The sequence below is a fragment of the Acetobacterium wieringae genome, assembly GCF_001766835.1.
In the GTDB taxonomy this organism is placed as follows: domain Bacteria; phylum Bacillota; class Clostridia; order Eubacteriales; family Eubacteriaceae; genus Acetobacterium; species Acetobacterium wieringae.
Map to the genome: position 1 here is coordinate 386,403 of NZ_LKEU01000027.1, position 21,128 is coordinate 407,530.

Here is a 21,128-nt window from a genome sequence, read left to right on the forward strand (position 1 = left end):
ATAATAAAGTATTGAATGAGGTAAAAAAGGGGTATACTGTTCAGAAAGACGGAAAGATTCTGTTTGAATTTAAGCGGATATTTTTTATTGGGATGAAATAGCCGGATCGAATGTAGAAAAGGAAAAGAGGATTAAATATGATGACGATTGTTTTTTATGGATTGGCGGCCATTGGGCTCGTTTTTTCCTTGGTCAAAAGCCGGGAAAAAACAAAAATGGCCTTAATCAAGGCGTTAAAAGCCTTTGAGAATATTTTGCCCCAATTTTTGGGGATTGTGTTGCTGATTGGGGTGATCCTCAGCCTATTGTCACCGCAGCAAATTTCGCAATTGATCGGAGAAAACTCAGGATGGGTGGGGGTGGTCATTGCCACAGTGATTGGCTCAATTACATTAATACCGGGTTTTCTGGCCTTTCCCCTGGCAGCGGCACTACTTCAAAACGGCGCAGGTTATATGCAAATCGGTGCTTTTGTATCCAGTTTGATGATGGTGGGAATTGTGACCATGCCGGTTGAAGTTTTATATTTTGGGAAAAAAGCCACATTGTTAAGAAATGGCATGGGATTGGTCTTTTCGATTCTGGTTGCAATGGTCATTGGAGGGATTTTGTCATGAAAAAGAAGAGCGTCGAATTGGTCAAGCGGTATCGCTTTTTTGGGATAATGATTGCGGTCACCCTGGTTATACTGGCTGTCAGACCAGCCATGGGGGTTCAGGTCTACAGCCTGGCAATCAGCAGTGTGTTAGAAATGCTGGGGGTACTGCCGCCGATCTTTATTTTAATTGGTCTATTGGATGTCTGGGTAAAAAAAGAAACAATGGTCAAATACATGGGCAAAGATTCGGGGATTATTGGGGTATTATTGGGATTCTTTCTGGGAGCTGCCGCCGCCGGTCCGCTTTACGGGGCCTTTCCGGTGGCTGGGGTATTCTTAAACAAAGGCAGTCGGTTGGCCAATGTTTTTATTATCGTCGGGGCCTGGGCATCGATGAAAATACCATTGCTGCTTTTTGAAGTGGCGGCCATGGGCTGGCAGTTTACCCTGATCCGTTTGGTGATGGATGTTATCGGGGTACTGGTGATTGCCTATAGTATGGAAAGAATTCTCACCGATGCGGATGAGCGGCAGATCTATGAGTTGGCCCGCAAGATGAATCAATAGCTAACGGTGGCAGCACCACATAAAAAAGACACCCTTTCATTGATGAAGGTGTCTTTTGATTTAATGGTGGATTCGAAAAATTTAACTCAGTGAAGCTGCCAAGCCAAACAGTGCAATCATTGCCACAATGGCAATAACTGCAAAGACGATGTTGATAATAATCAGCACCAGACCAATGGTTTTACCGGTCTTGGCTTTTTTATTATCCGGATCAGCGGCATACTCTTTTTTGCCGTAGACAAAAGCCATGATGGCAGTGACTAGACCAGCCAGGCTGACAATTGAGGCGATGGTACTCAGACCGATCGTTGTCAAAATGATATTGACACCAATACAAATTAAAGAAATAATGCCAAAGGTAAACCCCTTCATTCCATCTTCAAAACTCATAATCATACTCCTTCCCTATTTCAAAATTGTTTCTGAGTTTATTATACCCGAAAAGAATAGCTGTAAACGAGTAATTTATTAGAAAATCAAGATTTAACAAATTTTAGTGGTCGGGAAATGAAACGATGTGGTTTTTTTTAGCGCGCTGACGCAGACATTGTGATAGCCTGACTGCTGATAGACTGGATAAAAAAATATATTTCAGCTATAATGGGGTCATGAAAAATTTTGAAACCTTTAAACAGTCCTATCAAATAAAACTAAATCTCCAGCAGGAACAGGCGGTGGTGCGAACCCGAGGTCAGAGACTCTTGCTGGCGGTGCCGGGCAGTGGTAAAACGACAGTGATTATCTGCCGGATCGCCTATTTGCTGGAGGTTTTACAAATCGATCCGGGGGAAATTCTGACCCTGACTTTCAGCCGGATGGGGGCCCGGGATTTAAAAGCCAGATATACCAAACTGTTTGGCGAATCCCAGGCAAAAACCCTCCATTTCAGCACCATCCACAGCTTTGCTTTGGGGGTTATCCGTCATTATGAGCGGAGCTACCGACGCCGGGCCCATACGGTACTGGGGAATATCACGCCGGTGATCCGGGAGTTATACCGGCAGCTTTTTCAGGAGCATCCGGGGGAAGTTGAACTGGGCGAAATTTGTCAACGGATCGGCTTTTGTAAAAACATGATGCTGACCGAGGCAGAAATAAAACTGCTGCCACCACTGGAGGTTGATTTTCTGGCAATCTATGAAGCCTATGAAAGCTATAAACGCCAGGAACAACTGATGGATTTTGATGACATATTAAAATATGCCTGGGGACTATTAAAAAAGTACCCTGAAATGCTGGCCTTTTTTCAGAATAAGTATACCTATATCCATTTGGACGAAGCCCAGGATACGTCAAAGATTCAGTTTAAAATCATTGAACTATTAACCGGGAAAAACGGGAATCTTTTTATGGTGGGGGATGAGGATCAGAGTATTTATGGTTTTCGGGGCGCTTTTCCTGAGGCTTTACTGACCTTTAAAGAGACCTGGCCCCAGGGCGAGGTCTTGCTGATGGAAACCAATTACCGCAGCACCCGGCAGATAGTTGACAAGGCCAATGCCTTTATCAAGCTAAACCATGAGCGCTACCAAAAAGAAATGGTGGTGCCTGGGGACAGGTCGTTTACTGGGGTGCCAATTGCCCGGGAATGGGTGACGTCCAGCGACGCTCAGTATCAGCTGATCATTGAAGCAATCCGCCGGGAAGGCAAGGAAATCGCGGTGCTTTATCGCAACAATGAGTCGGCTATTCCCCTGGTGGATCTCTTCGATGTGGCTGGAATCACTTATCAGATCAAGGAACATAGTCCACAGTTTTTCGGTCATTTTCTAATTAAGGATATCCGGCTTTTTTATGAGTTTGCAATTAATCCGGATGATATCAATTTATTCACCCAGGTTTACTATAAGATGGATACGGCCATCTCCCGGGAAACCATCAACCAGCTGGAGCGGCGACATAAACCTGGCGAAAATGTCCTTGACACCCTGATCAAGATCAGTGGCGACCGGGCCTGGCAGGTTAAACGGCTCAAAGAGCTTAAGGCCGGGTTTGAAAAACTACAGACGGTGCCGCCGCAGCGGGGAATTGTGATGATTCTGGATAGCCTGGGGTACCGCTCTTATCTCAATTTCAGGATCAGTTCCGGGCAATCAGAAGAAAGTATAGAGCAGAAGCTGACGGTGCTTAAAATTCTCGGGGGTCGGGTTAACAATTTTCCGGACTTTTTTGCTAAGTTGGAAAGGCTGTCTGAAAAGCTGCAGGAGCCTCAAACCAGAAAAGCGAAAACACCCCGAGTGACCCTGTCGACCCTCCATTCCAGCAAAGGGCTGGAATTTGAAAAGGTCTTTATCATTGATGCCACCGAAGGGCAGATTCCCAATGTCTCCAATACCCCGGAAGATGCCAAGGCCTACGCCGAAGAAGTCCGGCTCTTTTATGTCGGCGCCACCCGGGCCAAACAGGAGCTGATATTTCTCTGTGTCAAACACCGGGACAAGGACATCAAACCATCGCCATTTATTTCTTATTTAATTGATGGCCTGCCCCGAAAAAAATCGCCAACCGAAAAACCGGGGCTTCGGCATCGTGAGAGTTTTGGCCGTCAGCAGGGTAAATGGCAAGATTATCATACCGGTGCGGCCAGCGGCGCCACCGTCGATCTACAGGCTTATCAGCAGGGTCGGGTAGTGATCCATCAGCGTTTTGGGGCCGGTACCATTCTGACCCGTAACGGCAATATTGCCAGTATCCATTTTGAGAGCGCCGGGGAAAAGAAAATGAATCTGGCTGTCTGCCTGGAAAACGGTGTGATTAAATGATGGGTTGTATTTAATCAGGTTGTGGCAAACTGCCGTACCGGTCAATTGTTAATCTGTTGTATGCTGCAGACTCGGACAGGCTATCGTCATGTCCGCTGTGATGCATACAACATGATTTGTCGTTACTGGTACAGCTGTTGTAAATCGTCAAATCAGCAATGTTTTCTTGACAAAAATATAAATTAGGGCTATACTCAGAAAAAACAAACCGGTGATGGTGGAGTAAAGTCAGCAGCGCATTTAAAGCGAGTTGGGGATGGTGAGAGCCAAACAGGAAGCGGACTGGCATAATGGGCACCTGAGGGTGTGAGGAAAGGGCAGGGCCTGAGTATTTCACAACGTTTCATCCACGTTAAGGGATGGCAGATGTGATGGCATTTGCAGATCAAGTGCACAGGTTAGATTAGCCTGTGAATAAAGGTGGTACCGTGGGTTATTTTGACTCATCCTTTTATTGTTGCAGACAATAATGGGATGGGTCTTTTTTTATTACAGGAAAGAGGAAAAGAACAATGGAAACATTAAAAAATTTACAAGCGCTGGTCAAGCGACTGGAAGAGAAGAGTCCTTTTTATCAGCAACGGTTTAAAGCCGCTGGCATTGTGGCGGATGATATTAACACCATGGCTGATTTTGAGCAGCTGCCTTTTACTGATAAGGGTGATCTCCGCAATGCCTATCCCCTCGGTTTGCAGGCGGTACCGGACAGTGAGGTGGTACGGATTCATTCTTCATCGGGAACCACCGGCCAGCCGGTGATCATTCCCTATACCGCCAGCGATGTAGCTGATTGGGCGGAAATGTTCGCCCGTTGTTATCACTATGCCGGGATGACCGATGAAGACCGGATTCAGATTACCCCAGGCTATGGGCTCTGGACTGCCGGGATCGGCTTTCAGGCCGGGGCCGAGAAAATGGGCGCCATGGCGATTCCGATGGGGCCGGGGAACACCCAGAAACAATTGCAGATGATGGTCGATTTAAAAGCTACGGTGCTGGCCTCGACCTCATCCTATGCTCTGTTGCTGGCCGAAGAGGTGGCCAACCAGAATCTGGGCGATCAGATTCATTTAAAACGGGGTGTCATCGGTTCGGAACGCTGGGGCGACAAGATGCGCAGCCGGATTGCCGAAGAGCTGGGAATTGAGCTGTTTGATATTTATGGCCTGACCGAAATCTATGGTCCGGGCATTTCCATTGACTGCAGCGAACACGACGGGCTGCACTACTGGTCGGATTATCTGTATTTTGAAATTCTTGACCAGGAAACCCTAAAACCGGTGCCGGAAGGCGAGTACGGCGAACTGGTGATCACTACCTTCCGAAAGGAGGGGGCACCGCTGTTGCGCTACCGCACCCATGATATCACCCGCTTTATTCCCGGCCCCTGTGCCTGTGGCTCCGTTTTTCCCCGCCATGACCGGATTATTGGCCGCACTGACGACATGGTCAAGGTCAAGGGGGTCAACATTTACCCTGGCCAGATTGACGAGCTCTTAAAAACGGTGGCGGGGGTCAGTAGTGAATATCTGGCCACGGTCGATCATCAGGACGGTAAAGACCGGGTTGTTCTGGCGTTTGAAGTCTTAAACGGCATTGATCAAAAAGCAATCGAAGAGGAGGTCAAACGTCAGTTTAAATCCCGGGTGGGCTTAAGTGTCATTCCCCAGGCCAGCTCGATTGGCTCCTTGCCCCGATCCGAGAAAAAAAGCATCCGGATCATTGATCGTCGTTTCAGTTAAGTAGACAACCCCGGGGATCAGATCGTTTCGAAAAGCCGTCTTTCTAAAAAGTTGCCAGAAAAATTGATTTTTTATCCGGAATTGGGTATAATGAATTCGGCCACCTTGATTTAAGAGGAGAAAAAAATGAAAACAAAAAAACAAAAGAAAAACCGATTCAAAATCGTTCTCAACGAACCCACTGGCGAGAGTTCCGGGTGTAAGATCATTGAAGATACCGAAACAGGAATTAATTACTTATATCATTTTGATGAATTTGGCGGCGGACTCACGGTACTGATTGATGAAGAAGGTGAACCTTTAGTTGCCCCTGAAAAATAAAATACCCAGACCCTGAAAGAGATTTTCTTTTTCAGGGTTTTTGTATGCATTTTATTTCCGGTAAAAGTTTATTTCCATAAAATAGGTGTATAAACAAAAAAGGATATAAAAAATTGAACCCAAGAATTTAGCACCGAAGTGTTTGGCAGAGACCAGAATAAAAAAATGGAGGAAAAAATGAATACTTATATTGAAGATATTTTTGCCAGAGAAATACTGGATTCCCGGGGAAACCCAACCATTGAAGTGGATGTGATACTGGAAGATGGCACCATGGGCCGCAGCATTGTTCCATCAGGGGCCTCCACCGGGGCTTTTGAAGCGGTGGAACTGCGGGACAAAGATTGCAGTCGCTATCAGGGTAAAGGGGTATTAAAGGCGGTCGACAGTGTGGCTTATGCCCAGGAGTTTCTGGTGGGCATGGATGCTTCCGATCAAATAGCCGTTGATGGAGTGCTGATTTCTCTGGATGGCACTGAAAACAAAAGTAAGCTGGGTGCCAATGCGATTTTGGGGATTTCCATGGCTACGGCCCATGCGGCGGCCAAATCATTAGGGTTGCCCTTTTATAAATATCTGGGTGGCGTTAATGCCAAACTGCTACCGACCCCGATGATGAACATTTTAAACGGCGGGGAACATGCCGACAACAATGTTGATATTCAGGAGTTTCTGATTATGCCGGTGGGTGCCCGGGACTTTCGGGAAGCGGTGCGGATGGGCTCAGAAATCTTTCATCAGCTCAAAAAAGTGCTTGGCGAAAAAGGGATGGCCACCTCAGTGGGCGATGAAGGCGGTTTTGCCCCGAATCTCAAATCCAATGAAGAAGCGCTGCAGTTGATTGTAGAGGCCATTGAAGGCGCTGGCTATCTTCCAGGTGAAGATGTCCAACTGGCGATGGACGTAGCAGCTTCGGAAATGTATAATGAAGAAACCAAAAAATATTTTTTGGCTGGTGAAGGGGTTGAAAAAACTGCCGAGGAAATGATTGCGTTTTATGAAATGTTAATTGACAAGTATCCGATTATTTCAATTGAGGACGGTCTGGACGAAGAGGACTGGGATGGCTGGAAAATCATGACCGAGCGGCTGGGAAAAAAGGTGCAGCTGGTTGGGGACGATATTTTTGTCACCAATACCGGGCGGCTTAAACGGGGCATTGACACTGGGGTGGCCAATTCAATTCTGGTTAAGGTTAATCAGATCGGCACCCTGACGGAAACCCTGGATACCATTGAAATGGCTAAACGGGCCGGTTATACCGTGGTGGTTTCCCATCGCTCCGGTGAAACCGAGGATGTTACCATTGCCGACCTGGTGGTGGCCGTCAATGCCGGACAGATTAAAACCGGGGCGCCATCCCGAACTGACCGGGTGGCCAAATATAATCAGCTGATGCGGATTGAAGAACAGCTGGGTCTGCTGGGTGACTACGCTGGGAAAGATGCGTTTTATAATATCAAATAAAGAAAACACAAATAAGGAAGTGAAACAATGTATTTAAAAGGATTGGGTATTGCCTGTCATCCGCCGGTGTTGATCCCGGAGGTTGGGCAAGGCCGAGAAAATGAAGCACAAAAAACGATCCGGGGATTACGGGATCTGGCGCTGAAGGTGGCCGAAATTAAACCGGAGGTGATTGTTTGTATTACACCCCACGGCAATGTATTTCGCGATGGCGCAGCAGTGGTTTATGAAAATCAGATCAGTGGTGATTTGCGAAATTTTGGATATCCGGAGATCAGCCTGACAAAAGACTGCGATATGGGGCTGCTGGATGAGCTGAATGTGGGTTTTGCCAAAAATAACTGCCACACTATTTTTTTGAATCATAAAATTGCCAAAGAGTATAAAATTGGTCTGGAGCTTGATCATGGGGTGTTGATACCACTTTATTTTATCGAAAAATACTATCGAAGCTATAAGATTGTCCATGTAACCATTGGTGATCTGAGTTTGATTGAGCTTTATAAAATGGGGACAGTAATACGAGAAGCCATCGAAGCCCGGGGCAAAGAAGCGATGATTCTGGTTTCTGCTGATCTTTCGCACTGTCTTAAAGATGAGGGGCCATATGCCTTTAATCCGATGGGGCCGTTGTTTGACGAAAATATTGTTACTGGCATCAAAACCAAAAATTACTACTCGATTCTAACCGTTCCCCACCAGGTCTATGAACCTGCCGGTCAATGCGGGTTAAAACCAATCGTGATGGGATTGGGCGCCACTGATGGTCTGGACACCGAAGCCACGGTCTTTTCTTATGAAGGGCCTTTTGGGGTTGGTTACATGTCGGCCTTTATCGATTTGACCGATAAAAAAATTCCCAGTCTGCTTAGTCGCTATGAAGAAGATAAAGTGCTTTCCTATAAAGAACGGCGTTCAAACGAAAGCCCCCTGGTAGCATTGGCCAGAGCGACCATCAATACCTGGGTGCAACGGGGCCGGAAGCTGAATTTTGATCATTACAAAAGTCAGGTTGAAATCGAAGATGATGTTCTGGGTGAACTGGAAAACAATCAGGCCGGGGTTTTTGTCTCGCTGCATAAGCATGGTGAACTGCGGGGCTGCATCGGCACCACCGGGCCGGTGACCGAAAGCATCGCTCAGGAGATCATCCGCAATGCCATTGAGGCGTCAACCTATGATCCCCGGTTTATGCCGGTGGAAGAGCAGGAACTGATGGAGCTGGAAATCAAGGTGGATGTCCTGGGTGTGCCCGAAGTGGTTAACAGTATGGCTGAACTGGATGCCAAAAAGTATGGGGTTATTGTTGAGAAGGATCTCCATCGGGGTTTGCTGCTGCCTGATCTGGAAGGGGTCAACACGCCGGAAGAACAGATTGCCATTGCCAAACGAAAAGCCGGTATCGCTGAAAGTGACAGCGATGTGATTTTGCAGCGCTTTCAAGTGATCCGGCATCAGTAAACATCAAAAACTGGTCAATTGATCTAAAAGTTTTGAAAAGGCAACGGGTAAGGCCAGGTCATCGATCTCAGACAGCGCCTTAAACTGATAGTCTGCGTGTGTGTGCGCCTGGTTGGAGACGAGGTGGGAAGTTGACACGGGTTCCCGGATTGCATTGTCCAAATCAAAACCATAGATGGACATCTCCCAGATGATATGCGAGAATACATGACGGTTGGTGCCGATAAAGATAGGTTCATTTAGCTCGGGGAAATTTTCTTCGAGCTTTTTTGTGATGTCCTGGCCATGACCAGCCACGGTTTCGGTAATCGGAAAGGACCACAGCCCGGATAAGAGACCGGAATCCGGCCGGCGCACAAAAAATAGACAGCTGCTTTGTTTGACGATGCCAACTTCCATTTTTTTAGTGAGCTGCTTCGTTTTTTTCTTTTTGACCGGAAGCTGTCCGGTGGTTCCGGCGGCATGACTCTGACAGCCACTGCGGATCGGGCAGATCAGGCATTTGGGACTTTGGGGAGTACAGATCACGGCGCCCAGCTCCATCAGTGCTTCATTAAAATCGCCAGCGTCATCTGGTAGAATACCTTCAATAAAGCCAGTCATCCGCTTTTTTGTTTTGGCATCGCCAATATCATCAAAGCTGTTGCCATAGCGGCTGATCACCCGGAGAACATTGCCATCCACGGCACTAACCTTTTCATTAAAGGCAATGCTGGCGATGGCACCACCGGTATAAGGGCCAATGCCCGGGAGCTTAAGCAGTTTGGCAAAGGTTTCGGGCATGTTACCCTCATAGTCAGAGACAATAATCCGGGCCGCCTGATGGAGGTTGCGGGCCCGGGAATAATAACCCAAACCCTCCCAGGTCTTAATGACCTCATCGACCGAGGCTTGCGCCAGGGAAAAAACAGTGGGGAACGTTGCTATAAATCGGTTATAATAGGGTATTAATGTATCTATCTGGGTTTGTTGCGCCATAATTTCCGAAATCCAGATATAATAGGGGTTCCGGGTTTGGCGAAAGGGCAGATCCCGCTTCGCTTTTTCAAACCATTTAAGTAGATCGGTCTGTAATATTTCAATTTGTTGCTGATTTATTTTGGTATCGAGCATTTGGTCTCCGTTCGTTAAAGTTCATTCAATTCAAAGTATAAAATAAGGCACAAGATGTAGTATAGAACAGTTTCCTAAAAACTAGCTTGTCCAGTGTCAATCAGCCCCAAAAGGCCAGGACAAGAATTTACCCCATCCCCCATTATGGCCTTAGAATGGGCAAAAACACGGTTTGTAATTGGGATGGGGTCACCATTTAGACCCGCAAACGCCACAAAAAACTTGACATAAAATGGGTAGGATGGTAAACTTGCTGTAACAAACGTGTAACTTTTATTTATGCAATTTTGACAAAATGAAAGGTTTTATTTATGAATAGAGAGAGAGAAACCGGTGGTTTTCTTAAGAAATATCCCGGCGTCAAGATTGGAATCATAGCCTTGATTCTGCTTCTGGTTGTGGGTGTTTCCAGTGCTTTTACCGTTGAAAAAGAAGTTTCAGTGAACTTCGAAGGCAAGGTATACACTGCCAATGGAAAACTACTCGAATCCCTGGAAGAAGTTCTGATTGCCAATGAACTTCCGGTCAGTGACGAATATAAATATAGCGTACCGTTGACAACCTTGTTTAAAGATGTCATTGATGTAACAATTGAAAAGAAGATTTCCGGAAATATCCAAGTTGATGGAAAAACCATTGCCTACTTATCAGGCGGTGCCACTGTTGGCGATGTTCTTGAAGAGAACGGGGTCAAGCCGGATGAGGATGACAAGGTTGAACCGGGATTAAATACCCCATTAACTGAGAAAACCGGAACAATCAAAGTAACCCGGATATCCTACGTGGAATCAACTGGCATTAAAGATGTGCCGATGAAGGCCACCATCAGAGAAAATCCTGAGTTGCCGATGGGCACCCGAATTGTTGTTCAGGTTGGACAAAACGGCAAAGCCAACAAGAAAGAAAAGATCCGCTACGAAAATGGTGTCGAAGTCAGCCGGGAAGTAATTACCTGTGAAGTCATCATGCCAGCGGTGGAAGAAATTATTGAAGTGGGTCCCTCGACAACCATAACAATGCCGGAGGCGGTAGAAGTATCCTCGGTTATTGGGAATGTCAATGTCGAAAAAAGTGCTACCGGTGACGGCAGTACAAGCATAAATCAGGAAAGTGGTTTTAAAGGGAGTATGGTAGTCAGTGCCACTGCTTACACCGCCACTGGCAATAACACCGCTTCGGGAACTGTGCCACAGTCAGGCCGAACGATTGCCACCTGGGGAGGAATTCCTTTCGGAACTAAAGTTTATATCCCGGCACTTGGCGGTATCTATACCGTTGAAGATCGGGGAGGCGCAGTCGGCTATGGGATTATCGATATTTATATGGATAGCGAAGCTGAATGCGAAGCCTGGGGCCGACAAAACATTGAAATATACTTTGTTGAGTAGTTTAAAAAGACGATGATTTTCATCGTCTTTTTGTTTGCCGATTTTTAGCGGAGCAATGGTGGTTTGGAGGCAAATGTAAAATGGCGGACCGAAAAAGGTGATGTTGGGAAAAAATAGAGATATCGTTTTTGTACTCAGAAAAAACATTATTCTAAAAAAATACACTTGTACTTTGTATACAATGCTTGTTATACTACTCCTATATACGAAATAGCGTGTTGTTTTGCTATGGAACTCGGAGGAAGACATGGAAATTAAAATTGTTAAAACAGCAAACCCCAAGGAAAAACCAGAAGAGGACTCGTTGATCTTCGGTGTCGAATTTACGGACTATATGTTTGAGATGGACTATACTGAAGGGATTGGCTGGCATGATGCCGTCATTAAGCCCTACGGCCCCATTGAGATCATGCCTTCAGCCATGGTGCTTCACTATGCCCAGGAAGTTTTTGAAGGCTTAAAAGCATATAAAACGCCAGCTGGTGAGATTCAGCTGTTCCGACCAGATGAAAACTTCAAACGAATGAACCGCTCCAATGCCCGGATGTGTATTCCGCAAATCGATGAGAATTTTTTGCTGGAAGCCTTAAAAGCCTTGGTTAAGATGGATGAAAGCTGGATTCCTAAATCCCCGGGAACATCGCTTTATATCCGGCCATTTGTTTTTGCCACCGATCCGTTTATCGGGGTGCGGGTTTCCAAACGCTACAAATTTATGATTATCATGTCGCCAGTGGGATCTTATTATAAAGGTGGGATGGTTCCCAGTCGCATTTATGTGGAGTCAGAATTTGCCCGAACGGTTCGTGGTGGTACCGGTGAAGCCAAATGCGGTGGTAATTACGCTGGTGGTCTGGCGGCTCAGCAGAAAGTTCATGAAATGGGTTTTGAACAGATTCTCTGGCTGGATGGCGAAAAAAGACAGTACATCGAAGAAGTGGGCACCAGTAATGTCTTCTTTTTAATCGATGGCGTTTTTGTTACCCCGTCACTAGAGGGAACGATCTTAAACGGCATTACCCGAAAAAGTGTGATCGAACTATTAAAGCACTGGGGCGAAACCGTGGAAGAACGTCGGATCACCATCGACGAATTATATCAGGCCTATCAGCAGGGAAAAATCACCGAAGCCTTTGCCACCGGCACAGCGGCCGTTATTGCGCCGATTGGCACATTAGGGTGGAAAGATGTGGAGATGACCTTTAACGACGGTAAAATCGGCGAATACTCGCAAAAAATATATGATACCCTCTATGATGTCCAAACCGGCAACAAGGAAGATCCGTTGAACTGGATTGTTAAATTATAAAAATTAAAAATTTAAAAAAAGTTTATCAAAACACTTGACAATAGGCGTTTTCACTGGTAATATTAGTCTTGCATTTTGAATTACGAGAGGTACCGAAGTGGTCATAACGGGGCGGTCTTGAAAACCGTTAGGGTGCAAGCCCACGTGGGTTCGAATCCCACCCTCTCGGCCATCAAATGCTTGAAAAGTAAATAATCACATTTGCATTATTACCTTTGGAGAAGTACTCAAGTGGCTATAAGAGGTGCCCCTGCTAAGGGTATAGGCCGTTAACGCGGTGCGTGGGTTCAAATCCCACCTTCTCCGCCACCATGAACTACGCATCAAAATTGATGTTAGATAGAACCTGTTACAAAAGTAGCAGGTTTTTTTGCGTTCAATAAATTTAGTGAACATTATTTAAAAAATCTAAGATGATAAGGAGACGTAAATTGAAAAAAATATTTCAAATAGAATATCTTCATATCTTTCATCGATGGTATAATTAAAGTTATATTAGAGCGAATGTTGATCAATAATGCAATTGTGACACAAATACTTAGCGGAGGGTTTAGGAATGGAAGAAATTAAAAAGTACACACAGGACGAGGTTAACAGCACACTTTGGAAAGCCTGTGATACGTTCCGGGGGAAAATTGATTCATCAGTTTATAAAGACTATGTCCTGGTCATGTTATTTATTAAATACGTTAGTGATATATATAAAGAACATAAAGAAGCGTTAATGGAAAAATACGACAACGATGAAGAAATGGTTAATCGCCAAATGAAGCGTGAACGATTCGTCCTAGATGAAATATCTACCTTTGATTATATCTATGATAAAAGAAATCAATCTGACATAGGGGAAACAATCAACAAGGCTCTGGCACACGTCGAAGAAGAAAATAAAACAAAGTTAAGAAGTGTCTTTAAAAATATCGATTTTAACTCGGAGTCAGTTCTTGGCAACACGAAAGAACGAAATTCCATGCTTAAAAACCTGTTGGAAGATTTTGTTGATCTGGATCTAAGACCGTCTCGACTTATTGAAGAAGATGTTATTGGAAACGCCTATGAATACATGATTGCAAACTTTGCTTCGGATGCCGGAAAAAAAGGGGGGGAATTCTTTACTCCCTCGGAAGTCTCTGAAATTTTGTCACGACTGGTTAAACCGGAAGAAAATGATCGCATATATGATCCAACTTGTGGATCGGGGTCACTTCTCATTCGGGCATTCAAAAAAATACCATCAGGAAAAGCACAGATCTATGGGCAAGAAAGAAACGGACAAACCCAGTCTTTATGCCGGATGAACATGTTTCTTCATAATATCGATGATGCAAGAATAGCCTGGGGAGACACTCTTTCAAACCCGCTTCATTTAGAAAATGATAAGCTTATGAAATTTCAGGTTGTTGTTGCAAATCCACCATTTTCACTAGATAAATGGGCCATGGGTTTTGCCGGTGAGGGCGATGATAAGACCTTTAAAATGAGTGAAGGAAATGACCCTTATAAACGGTTTGAATGGGGTGTGCCACCATCATCAAAAGGTGACTACGCCTTTGTACTCCATATGATCAATTCTTTGGCTGAAGGGGGTAGAATGGCAACCGTTCTTCCACATGGTGTCCTGTTTAGAGGAGCTAGCGAAGGCAGAATCCGGAAGAATATCATTGATATGAACTTGCTAGATGCTGTTATCGGCCTGCCAGCAAATCTTTTTTTTGGTACCGGCATACCGGCTTGTATTTTGGTCTTTAAGCAAAATCGGAACAGAGATGAGGTTCTTTTCATTGATGCTTCAAAGGAAGGCATGTATGAAAAAAGCAAGAACCAAAATAAGCTTAGAGAAGAAGATATCCAGCGAATTATAGATGCCTATGAGAAATATGAAACTATTGATAAATTTACCTATGTCACCACTCGGGAGGAAATCAGAGAAAATGACTATAATCTGAATATACCCCGCTATGTTGATACCTTTGAAGAAGAATCATTTATTGATATGGATAAAGTGGCAAAGAATATTTTTAATATAAAGGTGGAATTAGCTGAAGTTGAAATTCAGATGGCTAAGTATCTCGCGGAGCTCGGATTAGGGGGCATAATAGGTGAGTAAAGAACTGAAAGAGAGAATAAAATGTATAAAGCAAGGTAAGTTATTAGAAGGTTATAAAATAGAAAAAAATAGAATTATCCCGGAAAATTGGAATTTTGAAGCAATAAGTGATTTGATTGAAAAAATAAAAAAGCCTGTGAAAGTTGAACCTAAATGTGAATATAGACAAATTGGGATTAGATCTCATGGTAAAGGGATATTCTACAAAAATGTAGTTACCGGTGAAGAACTTGGGAAAAAATCAGTGTTTTGGATAGAACCAGATTGTTTTATAGTAAATATTGTATTTGCATGGGAAATGGCGATAGGAAAGACTACGAATAAAGAAATAGGAATGATAGCCTCTCATCGATTTCCAATGTATAAACCTAAAAGAAATAAATTAGATCTAGATTTTATGACGTATTTTTTTAAATCACCATGGGGGAATAATCTGTTAGAGTTAGCTTCGCCAGGAGGCGCTGGTAGAAATAAGACTTTGGGCCAAGATGAATTTTTAAAACTTAAAATACCTGTACCTCCTTTAGCAGAACAACAAAAAATTACTGACATCCTCTCTACTTGGGATAAAGCCATCGAGCTCAAAGAGCAACTGATCGAAGAAAAGAAGCAGCAAAAAAAAGGACTGATGAAGGAACTTTTAACCGGCGAAGTCAGGTTGCCTGGGTTTAATGGAAAGTGGAAAGAAATTAAATTAGGTGATGTAACTAAATACCAGTCTTCAAATATTAGTATTTCTTCTTTAGAAAATTATGTAGGACCTGAGTTATATCCAGTTTATAGTGCTACGGGAATTTACAAGTACATCGATCAATGCAATGTATTTGTTGATTATATAGCAATAATCAAAGATGGTGCAGGTGCAGGAAGGTTATGTAGAGGAGTTAAAGAATCTTCAGTAATTGGAACTATGGGATGTATTATCAATAATAAGAATGTAGACTTTGAATTTCTTTATCAACAATTGCAATTGATTGATTTCAAGAAATATATTAAAGGTTCAACAATCCCGCATGTTTATTATAAAGATTATAAAAATGAGACTATACAAAAACCAACCATTGAAGAGCAGAAAACAATTGCTAAACTTCTAAAGACGAGTGATAGAGAGATCGAACTACTTGAACAAGAACTTTCAGCTCTTAAACTCCAAAAAAAAGGCCTTATGCAACTTTTATTAACTGGCATTGTCAGGGTGCAATCCTAAACAGCGTACTAATCATTCAGAATATATGAGGTGGTCACTTGGAAAAAGCAAAAGAATATGATGAACTGAATATCTCCCAAATTCCGGCACTTGAGGTTCTCGTAAAGATGGGTTATAGCAAGATTCCCTCAGCTGAAGCCCAAGCTATGCGTGGAAATCTACATAATGTAATCTTAAAAGACGTCCTGTATCAGCGTTTAAAGGCTATTAATGTCTATGAATACAAAGGCGTTATACAGCAGTTTTCTGAGAAAAACATTTTACAATCAATGGATGATATCGATGAAGCTCTTACTGATGGCTTGATTAAAACCAATGAGAAGATTTATGATTCTCTACTGCTTGGCCGATCTTATGCTGAAATAGTGTCCGACACGGATGGTGTTCGTTCTTTTAATATCAACTATATCGATTGGGAACATCCTGAAAACAATGTATTTCATATAGTTGAGGAATTTTCAGTTGAAAAAGAAGATGGAACCGGGACAGTACGGCCGGATATCGTTCTTTTCGTCAATGGTATTCCCATAGCAGTGATTGAATGTAAAAAAGCGTCCATTTCTGTTGATCAGGGAATTAGCCAGATGATCCGTAATCAGGGTAAAGATTATGTGCCAAATCTCTTTAAATTTGTCCAGATCGTCATGGCGACCAATAAAAATGATACTCAATATGCGACAGTGAATACCCCAAGTAAATTCTGGTCTTTATGGAAAGAAGCTGCGGAATCCTGCGAATACGAATGGTTTGAGCAAGAGCTGAATAAGGCCGTCTTTAATCGCATTCCAACTGATCAGGACAAAAGTATGGTAGCCTTATTTCATCCCAAGCGGATATTGGATATGATCAGATTCTTCACCCTCTATGATAATAAGGTGAAAAAGATAGCTCGATATCAGCAATACTTTGCGGTTAAAGAAATTATCCGAACCATTGAAGAACTTGATAAGAATGGGAACCGTCAGTCCGGTGTTATTTGGCATACTCAAGGGTCGGGCAAGTCCTTGACCATGGTGATGCTGGCACGGTATATCCTTTCAGAAATGGCAAATGTCCACCCCCAGGTGCTGGTAATTACCGATCGAATTGATCTGGATGATCAGATCCATCAAACCTTTAATCATTCACGACTTAGAGCAGCTAAAGCCAGTAGCGGTCGAAATCTGATCGCCTTGATTAATGATCGAAAAGCGGATATCATTACGTCACTTGTCCATAAGTTTGACACTGCAGCCAAGTATCAGGAACCGATTAAATCAAAGGATATTTTTGTGCTGATCGATGAATCACATCGAACACAGTATGGGGAGCTTCATATCAAAATGAAGAATATCTTTCCTAATGCCTGCTATTTAGGATTCACCGGGACACCTCTGATGAAGAAAGACAAGAAAACCGTCAGTAAGTTTGGCGGTCGCATGATTCACAAATACACCATTAAAGATGGTGTTGATGATGGAGCCATTGTACCACTGCTCTATGAAGGCCGATATGTTGAGCAGACGGTCAATCGGGCTGCAGTGGACAAACGAATTGCCATGATTGTCAGAAATCTCAATGAGAAACAGGCCGAAATGCTTAAGGCAAAGTGGAGTCAGTTTGAAGCCATCGCCTCATCAGAACAGCGGATACGGTTGATTGCAGATGATATCTATGTTCATTTCACAAAATTCTATAAAGGAACTTTTGCTAAAGCCATACTTGCCACCAATTCCAAGTTTGACGCGATCCGTTATTTTGAAGCTTTTGAAGAATATAATGATATTCATACAGCGGTCATTATGTCACCCCCGGATCAGCGGGAGGGTTATGATGAAGTTGATGAAGAACCCAAGGATCGGGTGGTTAAGTTCTGGAACAAATTGATGGCGGGTTATGCTGATCCTCAGAAATATGAAGATCGGATCAAAAGTGAATTCGTTGATGGCGATAGTATTGATATTCTGATTGTGGTGGATAAGCTACTGACAGGATTTGACGCCCCCAGGGCAACGGTTTTATACATTGATAAGCCATTGAAAGAACACAATCTACTCCAGGCTATTGCCCGGGTAAATCGTCTCTATGAAGGGAAGGATTATGGGCTGATCATTGATTACCGGGGCCTCATACAGGAACTAGATTCCGCAATGAAAACCTATTCTGGGGCAGGACTTGAAAACTTCGATAGGGAAGATATTTCCGGCGCTCTAGTCGATGTCATTGGTACAGTGGGTTCCTTAAAACAGGCCTATTCCAATCTAGCTAGGATCTTTAAGGGGATCAAGAATAAAAATGATCACGAAGAATATGAACTAGCCCTCGAAAATGAGGAAATCCGGAATAATTTCTATAATGAGCTTAGTCAATTTGGCAAGTATCTGGGAATTGCTTTAGAGTCCGAACATATTTACAATGCCCTTGGGAATGCAGAGCTGCTTCATTATAAGAAAGAGTTGAAATTCTATCAGGAGCTTCGAGCAGCTGTTAAATTGAGATATTCTGATGCCATTGATCATAAGGAATACGAATCTAAAATGAGAAATTTGATGGATACCTATATTGCAGCAGAAGATGTTATCAACATTACAGCACCAGTGGATATCTTAAATGAAGAGAAATTTGAAGAAGAATTACTAAGACTGGGTTCACCAAGAGCAAAAGCAGATGCGATCCGAACCCGGATGACAAAAAGTATCAGTGGCAAGTGGGATGAAAATCCGGCTTACTATAAAAAGTTTTCTCAGCGGATTGAGGAAATCATTGCCGAATATAAGGAAAAACGGATCTCAGATGCTGAATATCTGCAACATATGAATGAAGTGAAAAAGGATTACCAGAAAGGGTATTCAGGAACCAGTTATCCAGCGCAGATCAAACACAACAGCCATGCTCAGGCATTTTACGGGGTTGTGAAAGAAGGTCTGGAACGATATTGCGATGCCACCGATCAAAATGGTGATCACGTCCACGAACCGACTGAAATATACAATTATGAAAATATTCTGGCAGATGTTGCCATTGATGTGGATGCGATCATTGGTGAGCATTCAAAAGTCGACTGGCATGACAACCAGGATGTTCACAATGCTATTTCAACCGCACTGGATGATCGTTTCTATCAACTTAAGAAAAATGAACTCCCGAATTTGACGTTTGATCAGATTGATCGAATCATCGAGGATATTAAAACTGTTGCGCTGAGGCGGTATTAGGTGAATCCTATGGAAAAACATACAATACAATATAGTGAGAGAACCATCGAATTTGAATTGATCAGAAAAAAAATAAAGAACATCAATCTTAATATAAAACCAGATATGACCATCGAAGTCTCAGCAAATGACAAAGTGCCAGTTGATTACATTTTGAAATTTGTGAAAGAAAAAGCACCTTGGATCATAAAAAATCTGGGTTATTTTAAAGATGTACAGCCAGAACAGTATTCAAAAAAAGAATATGTCAGCGGAGAATCTTTTAAATACTTGGGGAAACAGTATCGTCTTAAGGTAGCGGAATCCGATAAAGAAGGGGTTCGGTATTACCAAGGTTTCATTGAGCTCAAAGTAAAAGATCGAAAGAACTATCATCGAAAAGAAAAACTTGTGGATGATTGGTTTAAGGAAAAAGCAGTGATGAATTTTCATAAGAGTCTCGAACGAACCTATCCGTTAGTTGAAAAATATGATGTCAAATTGCCGGAGATCCATATAAGAACGATGAAAGCCAGATGGGGATCTTGCATTAAAGATAAGAACGTTATTATGCTTAACAAGGCGCTGATCAAAGCGCCGAAGTTTTGTATTGATTATGTGGTGCTTCATGAGCTGGCGCATTTCAAATACCGCAATCATGATCCGGAATTCTACACCTTTATGACGATGCTGATGCCGGATTGGAAGCAACGGAAAGAGATATTGGATGAAGAAGTAGTACGTGGATTATAGCTAAAAATAAAAGTAAAATTAATGAAATTAAACCCTAGTGCCACTCCACAAATGAAGTTAGCACTAGGGTTTTTAACTGGCAAAATTTACAATTTAATCCATTTTATGTCATTTCTGGGAACATAACTATTGATAATTTTATCGGCTTCATCTTTTGTTATTGTACGATTTAGATTTTTAGCATCATTCAAAATATAATAAGGCTTTTCAAAGGTGACCGTTTGGACAGTGGCGGTGGTATTTCCATTAATTTTTTTTAGATTTCTTCGATTCTTCTAGTAACTCTCATTGTAGCAGGTCCGCTTTTAGTGTATGTCATGGCAGAAGTGACAAATAGAGCATTAAAACTCTTTGGAATGTCCTTTTGAGATTTAGTGAGGTAACCAAAGGGCTCTAGAACCACACGCACCATTGTACCTAATGCTTGTTTGGTAAAATTGTCTCGAAGATCAAATATAGGTGATACTTGATTCTGGTAAAAATTTTCGATTTGTGAGAGACAAGCACAAAGTGCAGGCTTTCCAGCTTCACTAATATCAATCATTGCAATGATGTTTTTATCATCAGATAGGATATTTTCAAAGATGTGAATAGCTTCAGAATTACCATCAAATTTCTTATAGTTAGGTGCCTTTGCAATAAAGTCGTTGAACGTAGCTTTCATAAATAACCTCCAGTTATATTAGTTATGTGATATCACGTAACTAATATAACATGTTAAAAACCAGAATGCAATACATTTGTAAAAAAAATTCGCACATTCAAGAGATTCTTGCATAAAAAACTGGGGTTTGAGAAAATAGAACAAAGTTTGAAATTCTAATTAGCTTTTATATGATAATATAAAAAATACAGAGAACGGTTTTGTTCAGGTGAGAACGAGAAGCAAGATAAGATTCATTGTGAGTTTGTAATTTGGTTTTAATGGAAGTTAATTTTAACTCGAAAAGCTGCGTTAAGTATGACCTTCTCCGCCACCAAGAACTACGCATCAAAATTGATGTTAGATAGAATCTGTTACGATTGTAGCAGGTTTTTTATTTGGAAAAAAGAAATGCTATTCTTACTTTTGGCGATTATCTGGTATTTTGTTTGATGTGACGATATAATTAAAAATAAAACAGTACGAGGTATTATTTATGAAAAAGAAATTGGCAGTG

At 42.7% G+C, this 21,128-nt stretch carries 16 protein-coding genes and 2 tRNA genes; 15 read left to right on the forward strand and 3 right to left on the reverse strand.

Going from position 1 to position 21,128, the window contains the following annotated elements:
• The first annotated feature begins 137 nt into the window (after positions 1-137).
• Both ACWI_RS08615 and ACWI_RS08620 read left to right on the forward strand, forming a co-directional pair.
• Positions 138-617: a permease gene (locus ACWI_RS08615; protein WP_070371007.1), complete on the forward strand. Its 480-nt coding sequence runs from the start codon at positions 138-140 to the stop codon at positions 615-617.
• On the forward strand, positions 614-1,165 hold the full coding sequence (locus ACWI_RS08620) for a permease (protein ID WP_070371008.1): 552 nt from the start codon (positions 614-616) through the stop codon (positions 1,163-1,165). The genes ACWI_RS08615 and ACWI_RS08620 overlap by 4 nt, the downstream gene beginning before the upstream one ends.
• A gap of 81 nt (positions 1,166-1,246) precedes the next feature.
• On the opposite strand, the gene ACWI_RS08625 is transcribed toward ACWI_RS08620, so the two are convergent.
• Positions 1,247-1,555 carry a hypothetical protein gene (locus tag ACWI_RS08625; protein WP_070371009.1) on the reverse strand — a complete coding sequence of 103 codons (309 nt, stop codon included), beginning with the start codon at positions 1,553-1,555 and terminating at the stop codon, positions 1,247-1,249.
• A 218-nt stretch (positions 1,556-1,773) separates the two neighbouring features.
• Here ACWI_RS08625 and ACWI_RS08630 point away from each other — a divergent pair, with 218 nt between their 5' ends.
• The 5 genes from ACWI_RS08630 (at position 1,774) to amrA (ending at position 8,918) form a co-directional block, all read left to right on the forward strand.
• Complete coding sequence (locus ACWI_RS08630) at positions 1,774-3,927, forward strand: ATP-dependent helicase (RefSeq protein WP_070371010.1); 2,154 nt, start codon at positions 1,774-1,776, stop codon at positions 3,925-3,927.
• Positions 3,928-4,439: 512 nt separating this feature from the next.
• Positions 4,440-5,669, forward strand: coding sequence for a phenylacetate--CoA ligase family protein (locus tag ACWI_RS08635; RefSeq protein ID WP_070371011.1), 1,230 nt, complete (start codon positions 4,440-4,442; stop codon positions 5,667-5,669).
• Between the two features lie 126 nt (positions 5,670-5,795).
• Positions 5,796-5,990 carry a DUF6440 family protein gene (locus ACWI_RS08640; protein ID WP_070371012.1) on the forward strand — a complete coding sequence of 65 codons (195 nt, stop codon included), beginning with the start codon at positions 5,796-5,798 and terminating at the stop codon, positions 5,988-5,990.
• A 177-nt stretch (positions 5,991-6,167) separates the two neighbouring features.
• Positions 6,168-7,457 (forward strand): phosphopyruvate hydratase, encoded by a 1,290-nt coding sequence (gene eno, locus ACWI_RS08645; protein WP_070371013.1) that lies wholly within the window; start codon positions 6,168-6,170, stop codon positions 7,455-7,457.
• 27 nt (positions 7,458-7,484) lie between these two features.
• Entirely contained in the window at positions 7,485-8,918 is a 1,434-nt protein-coding gene (gene amrA / locus ACWI_RS08650) for an AmmeMemoRadiSam system protein A (protein ID WP_070371014.1), read from the forward strand.
• 3 nt (positions 8,919-8,921) lie between these two features.
• Here the strand turns inward: amrA and mutY are convergent, their stop codons facing one another.
• The gene (mutY, locus tag ACWI_RS08655) at positions 8,922-10,031 is read right to left on the reverse strand and encodes an A/G-specific adenine glycosylase (protein WP_070371015.1); all 1,110 of its coding nucleotides are present in this window, start codon (positions 10,029-10,031) and stop codon (positions 8,922-8,924) included.
• Positions 10,032-10,342: 311 nt separating this feature from the next.
• Between mutY and ACWI_RS08660 the strand changes: the two genes are divergently transcribed.
• The 8 genes from ACWI_RS08660 (at position 10,343) to ACWI_RS08695 (ending at position 19,968) form a co-directional block, all read left to right on the forward strand.
• Entirely contained in the window at positions 10,343-11,419 is a 1,077-nt protein-coding gene (locus ACWI_RS08660; protein WP_070371016.1) for a 3D domain-containing protein, read from the forward strand.
• A 247-nt stretch (positions 11,420-11,666) separates the two neighbouring features.
• The gene (locus ACWI_RS08665) at positions 11,667-12,728 is read left to right on the forward strand and encodes a branched-chain amino acid aminotransferase (protein ID WP_070371017.1); all 1,062 of its coding nucleotides are present in this window, start codon (positions 11,667-11,669) and stop codon (positions 12,726-12,728) included.
• 83 nt (positions 12,729-12,811) lie between these two features.
• Positions 12,812-12,900: transfer RNA gene (locus ACWI_RS08670), tRNA-Ser, on the forward strand.
• A gap of 45 nt (positions 12,901-12,945) precedes the next feature.
• Positions 12,946-13,037: transfer RNA gene (locus tag ACWI_RS08675), tRNA-Ser, on the forward strand.
• 247 nt (positions 13,038-13,284) lie between these two features.
• The gene (locus ACWI_RS08680; protein WP_070371018.1) at positions 13,285-14,835 is read left to right on the forward strand and encodes a type I restriction-modification system subunit M; all 1,551 of its coding nucleotides are present in this window, start codon (positions 13,285-13,287) and stop codon (positions 14,833-14,835) included.
• Positions 14,828-16,042, forward strand: a complete 1,215-nt coding sequence (locus ACWI_RS08685) for a restriction endonuclease subunit S (RefSeq protein WP_070371019.1) — start codon at positions 14,828-14,830, stop codon at positions 16,040-16,042. The genes ACWI_RS08680 and ACWI_RS08685 overlap by 8 nt, the downstream gene beginning before the upstream one ends.
• A gap of 38 nt (positions 16,043-16,080) precedes the next feature.
• Positions 16,081-19,236: a type I restriction endonuclease subunit R gene (locus tag ACWI_RS08690; RefSeq protein ID WP_070371020.1), complete on the forward strand. Its 3,156-nt coding sequence runs from the start codon at positions 16,081-16,083 to the stop codon at positions 19,234-19,236.
• Between the two features lie 9 nt (positions 19,237-19,245).
• Positions 19,246-19,968, forward strand: coding sequence for a M48 family metallopeptidase (locus ACWI_RS08695; RefSeq protein WP_070371021.1), 723 nt, complete (start codon positions 19,246-19,248; stop codon positions 19,966-19,968).
• Positions 19,969-20,224: 256 nt separating this feature from the next.
• On the opposite strand, the gene ACWI_RS08700 is transcribed toward ACWI_RS08695, so the two are convergent.
• Positions 20,225-20,632, reverse strand: a complete 408-nt coding sequence (locus ACWI_RS08700; RefSeq protein WP_070371022.1) for a hypothetical protein — start codon at positions 20,630-20,632, stop codon at positions 20,225-20,227.
• Between the last annotated feature and the right edge of the window lie 496 nt (positions 20,633-21,128).

Bases quoted from the DNA above. Each gene is read 5' to 3' on its own strand.
- ACWI_RS08615 (WP_070371007.1), top strand. From the start codon at position 138: ATGATGACGATTGTTTTTTATGGATTGGCGGCCATTGGGCTCGTTTTT.
- ACWI_RS08620 (WP_070371008.1), top strand. From the start codon at position 614: ATGAAAAAGAAGAGCGTCGAATTGGTCAAGCGGTATCGCTTTTTTGGG.
- ACWI_RS08625 (WP_070371009.1), bottom strand. From the start codon at position 1,555: ATGAGTTTTGAAGATGGAATGAAGGGGTTTACCTTTGGCATTATTTCT.
- ACWI_RS08630 (WP_070371010.1), top strand. From the start codon at position 1,774: ATGAAAAATTTTGAAACCTTTAAACAGTCCTATCAAATAAAACTAAAT.
- ACWI_RS08635 (WP_070371011.1), top strand. From the start codon at position 4,440: ATGGAAACATTAAAAAATTTACAAGCGCTGGTCAAGCGACTGGAAGAG.
- ACWI_RS08640 (WP_070371012.1), top strand. From the start codon at position 5,796: ATGAAAACAAAAAAACAAAAGAAAAACCGATTCAAAATCGTTCTCAAC.
- eno (WP_070371013.1), top strand. From the start codon at position 6,168: ATGAATACTTATATTGAAGATATTTTTGCCAGAGAAATACTGGATTCC.
- amrA (WP_070371014.1), top strand. From the start codon at position 7,485: ATGTATTTAAAAGGATTGGGTATTGCCTGTCATCCGCCGGTGTTGATC.
- mutY (WP_070371015.1), bottom strand. From the start codon at position 10,031: ATGCTCGATACCAAAATAAATCAGCAACAAATTGAAATATTACAGACC.
- ACWI_RS08660 (WP_070371016.1), top strand. From the start codon at position 10,343: ATGAATAGAGAGAGAGAAACCGGTGGTTTTCTTAAGAAATATCCCGGC.
- ACWI_RS08665 (WP_070371017.1), top strand. From the start codon at position 11,667: ATGGAAATTAAAATTGTTAAAACAGCAAACCCCAAGGAAAAACCAGAA.
- ACWI_RS08680 (WP_070371018.1), top strand. From the start codon at position 13,285: ATGGAAGAAATTAAAAAGTACACACAGGACGAGGTTAACAGCACACTT.
- ACWI_RS08695 (WP_070371021.1), top strand. From the start codon at position 19,246: ATGGAAAAACATACAATACAATATAGTGAGAGAACCATCGAATTTGAA.
- ACWI_RS08700 (WP_070371022.1), bottom strand. From the start codon at position 20,632: ATGAAAGCTACGTTCAACGACTTTATTGCAAAGGCACCTAACTATAAG.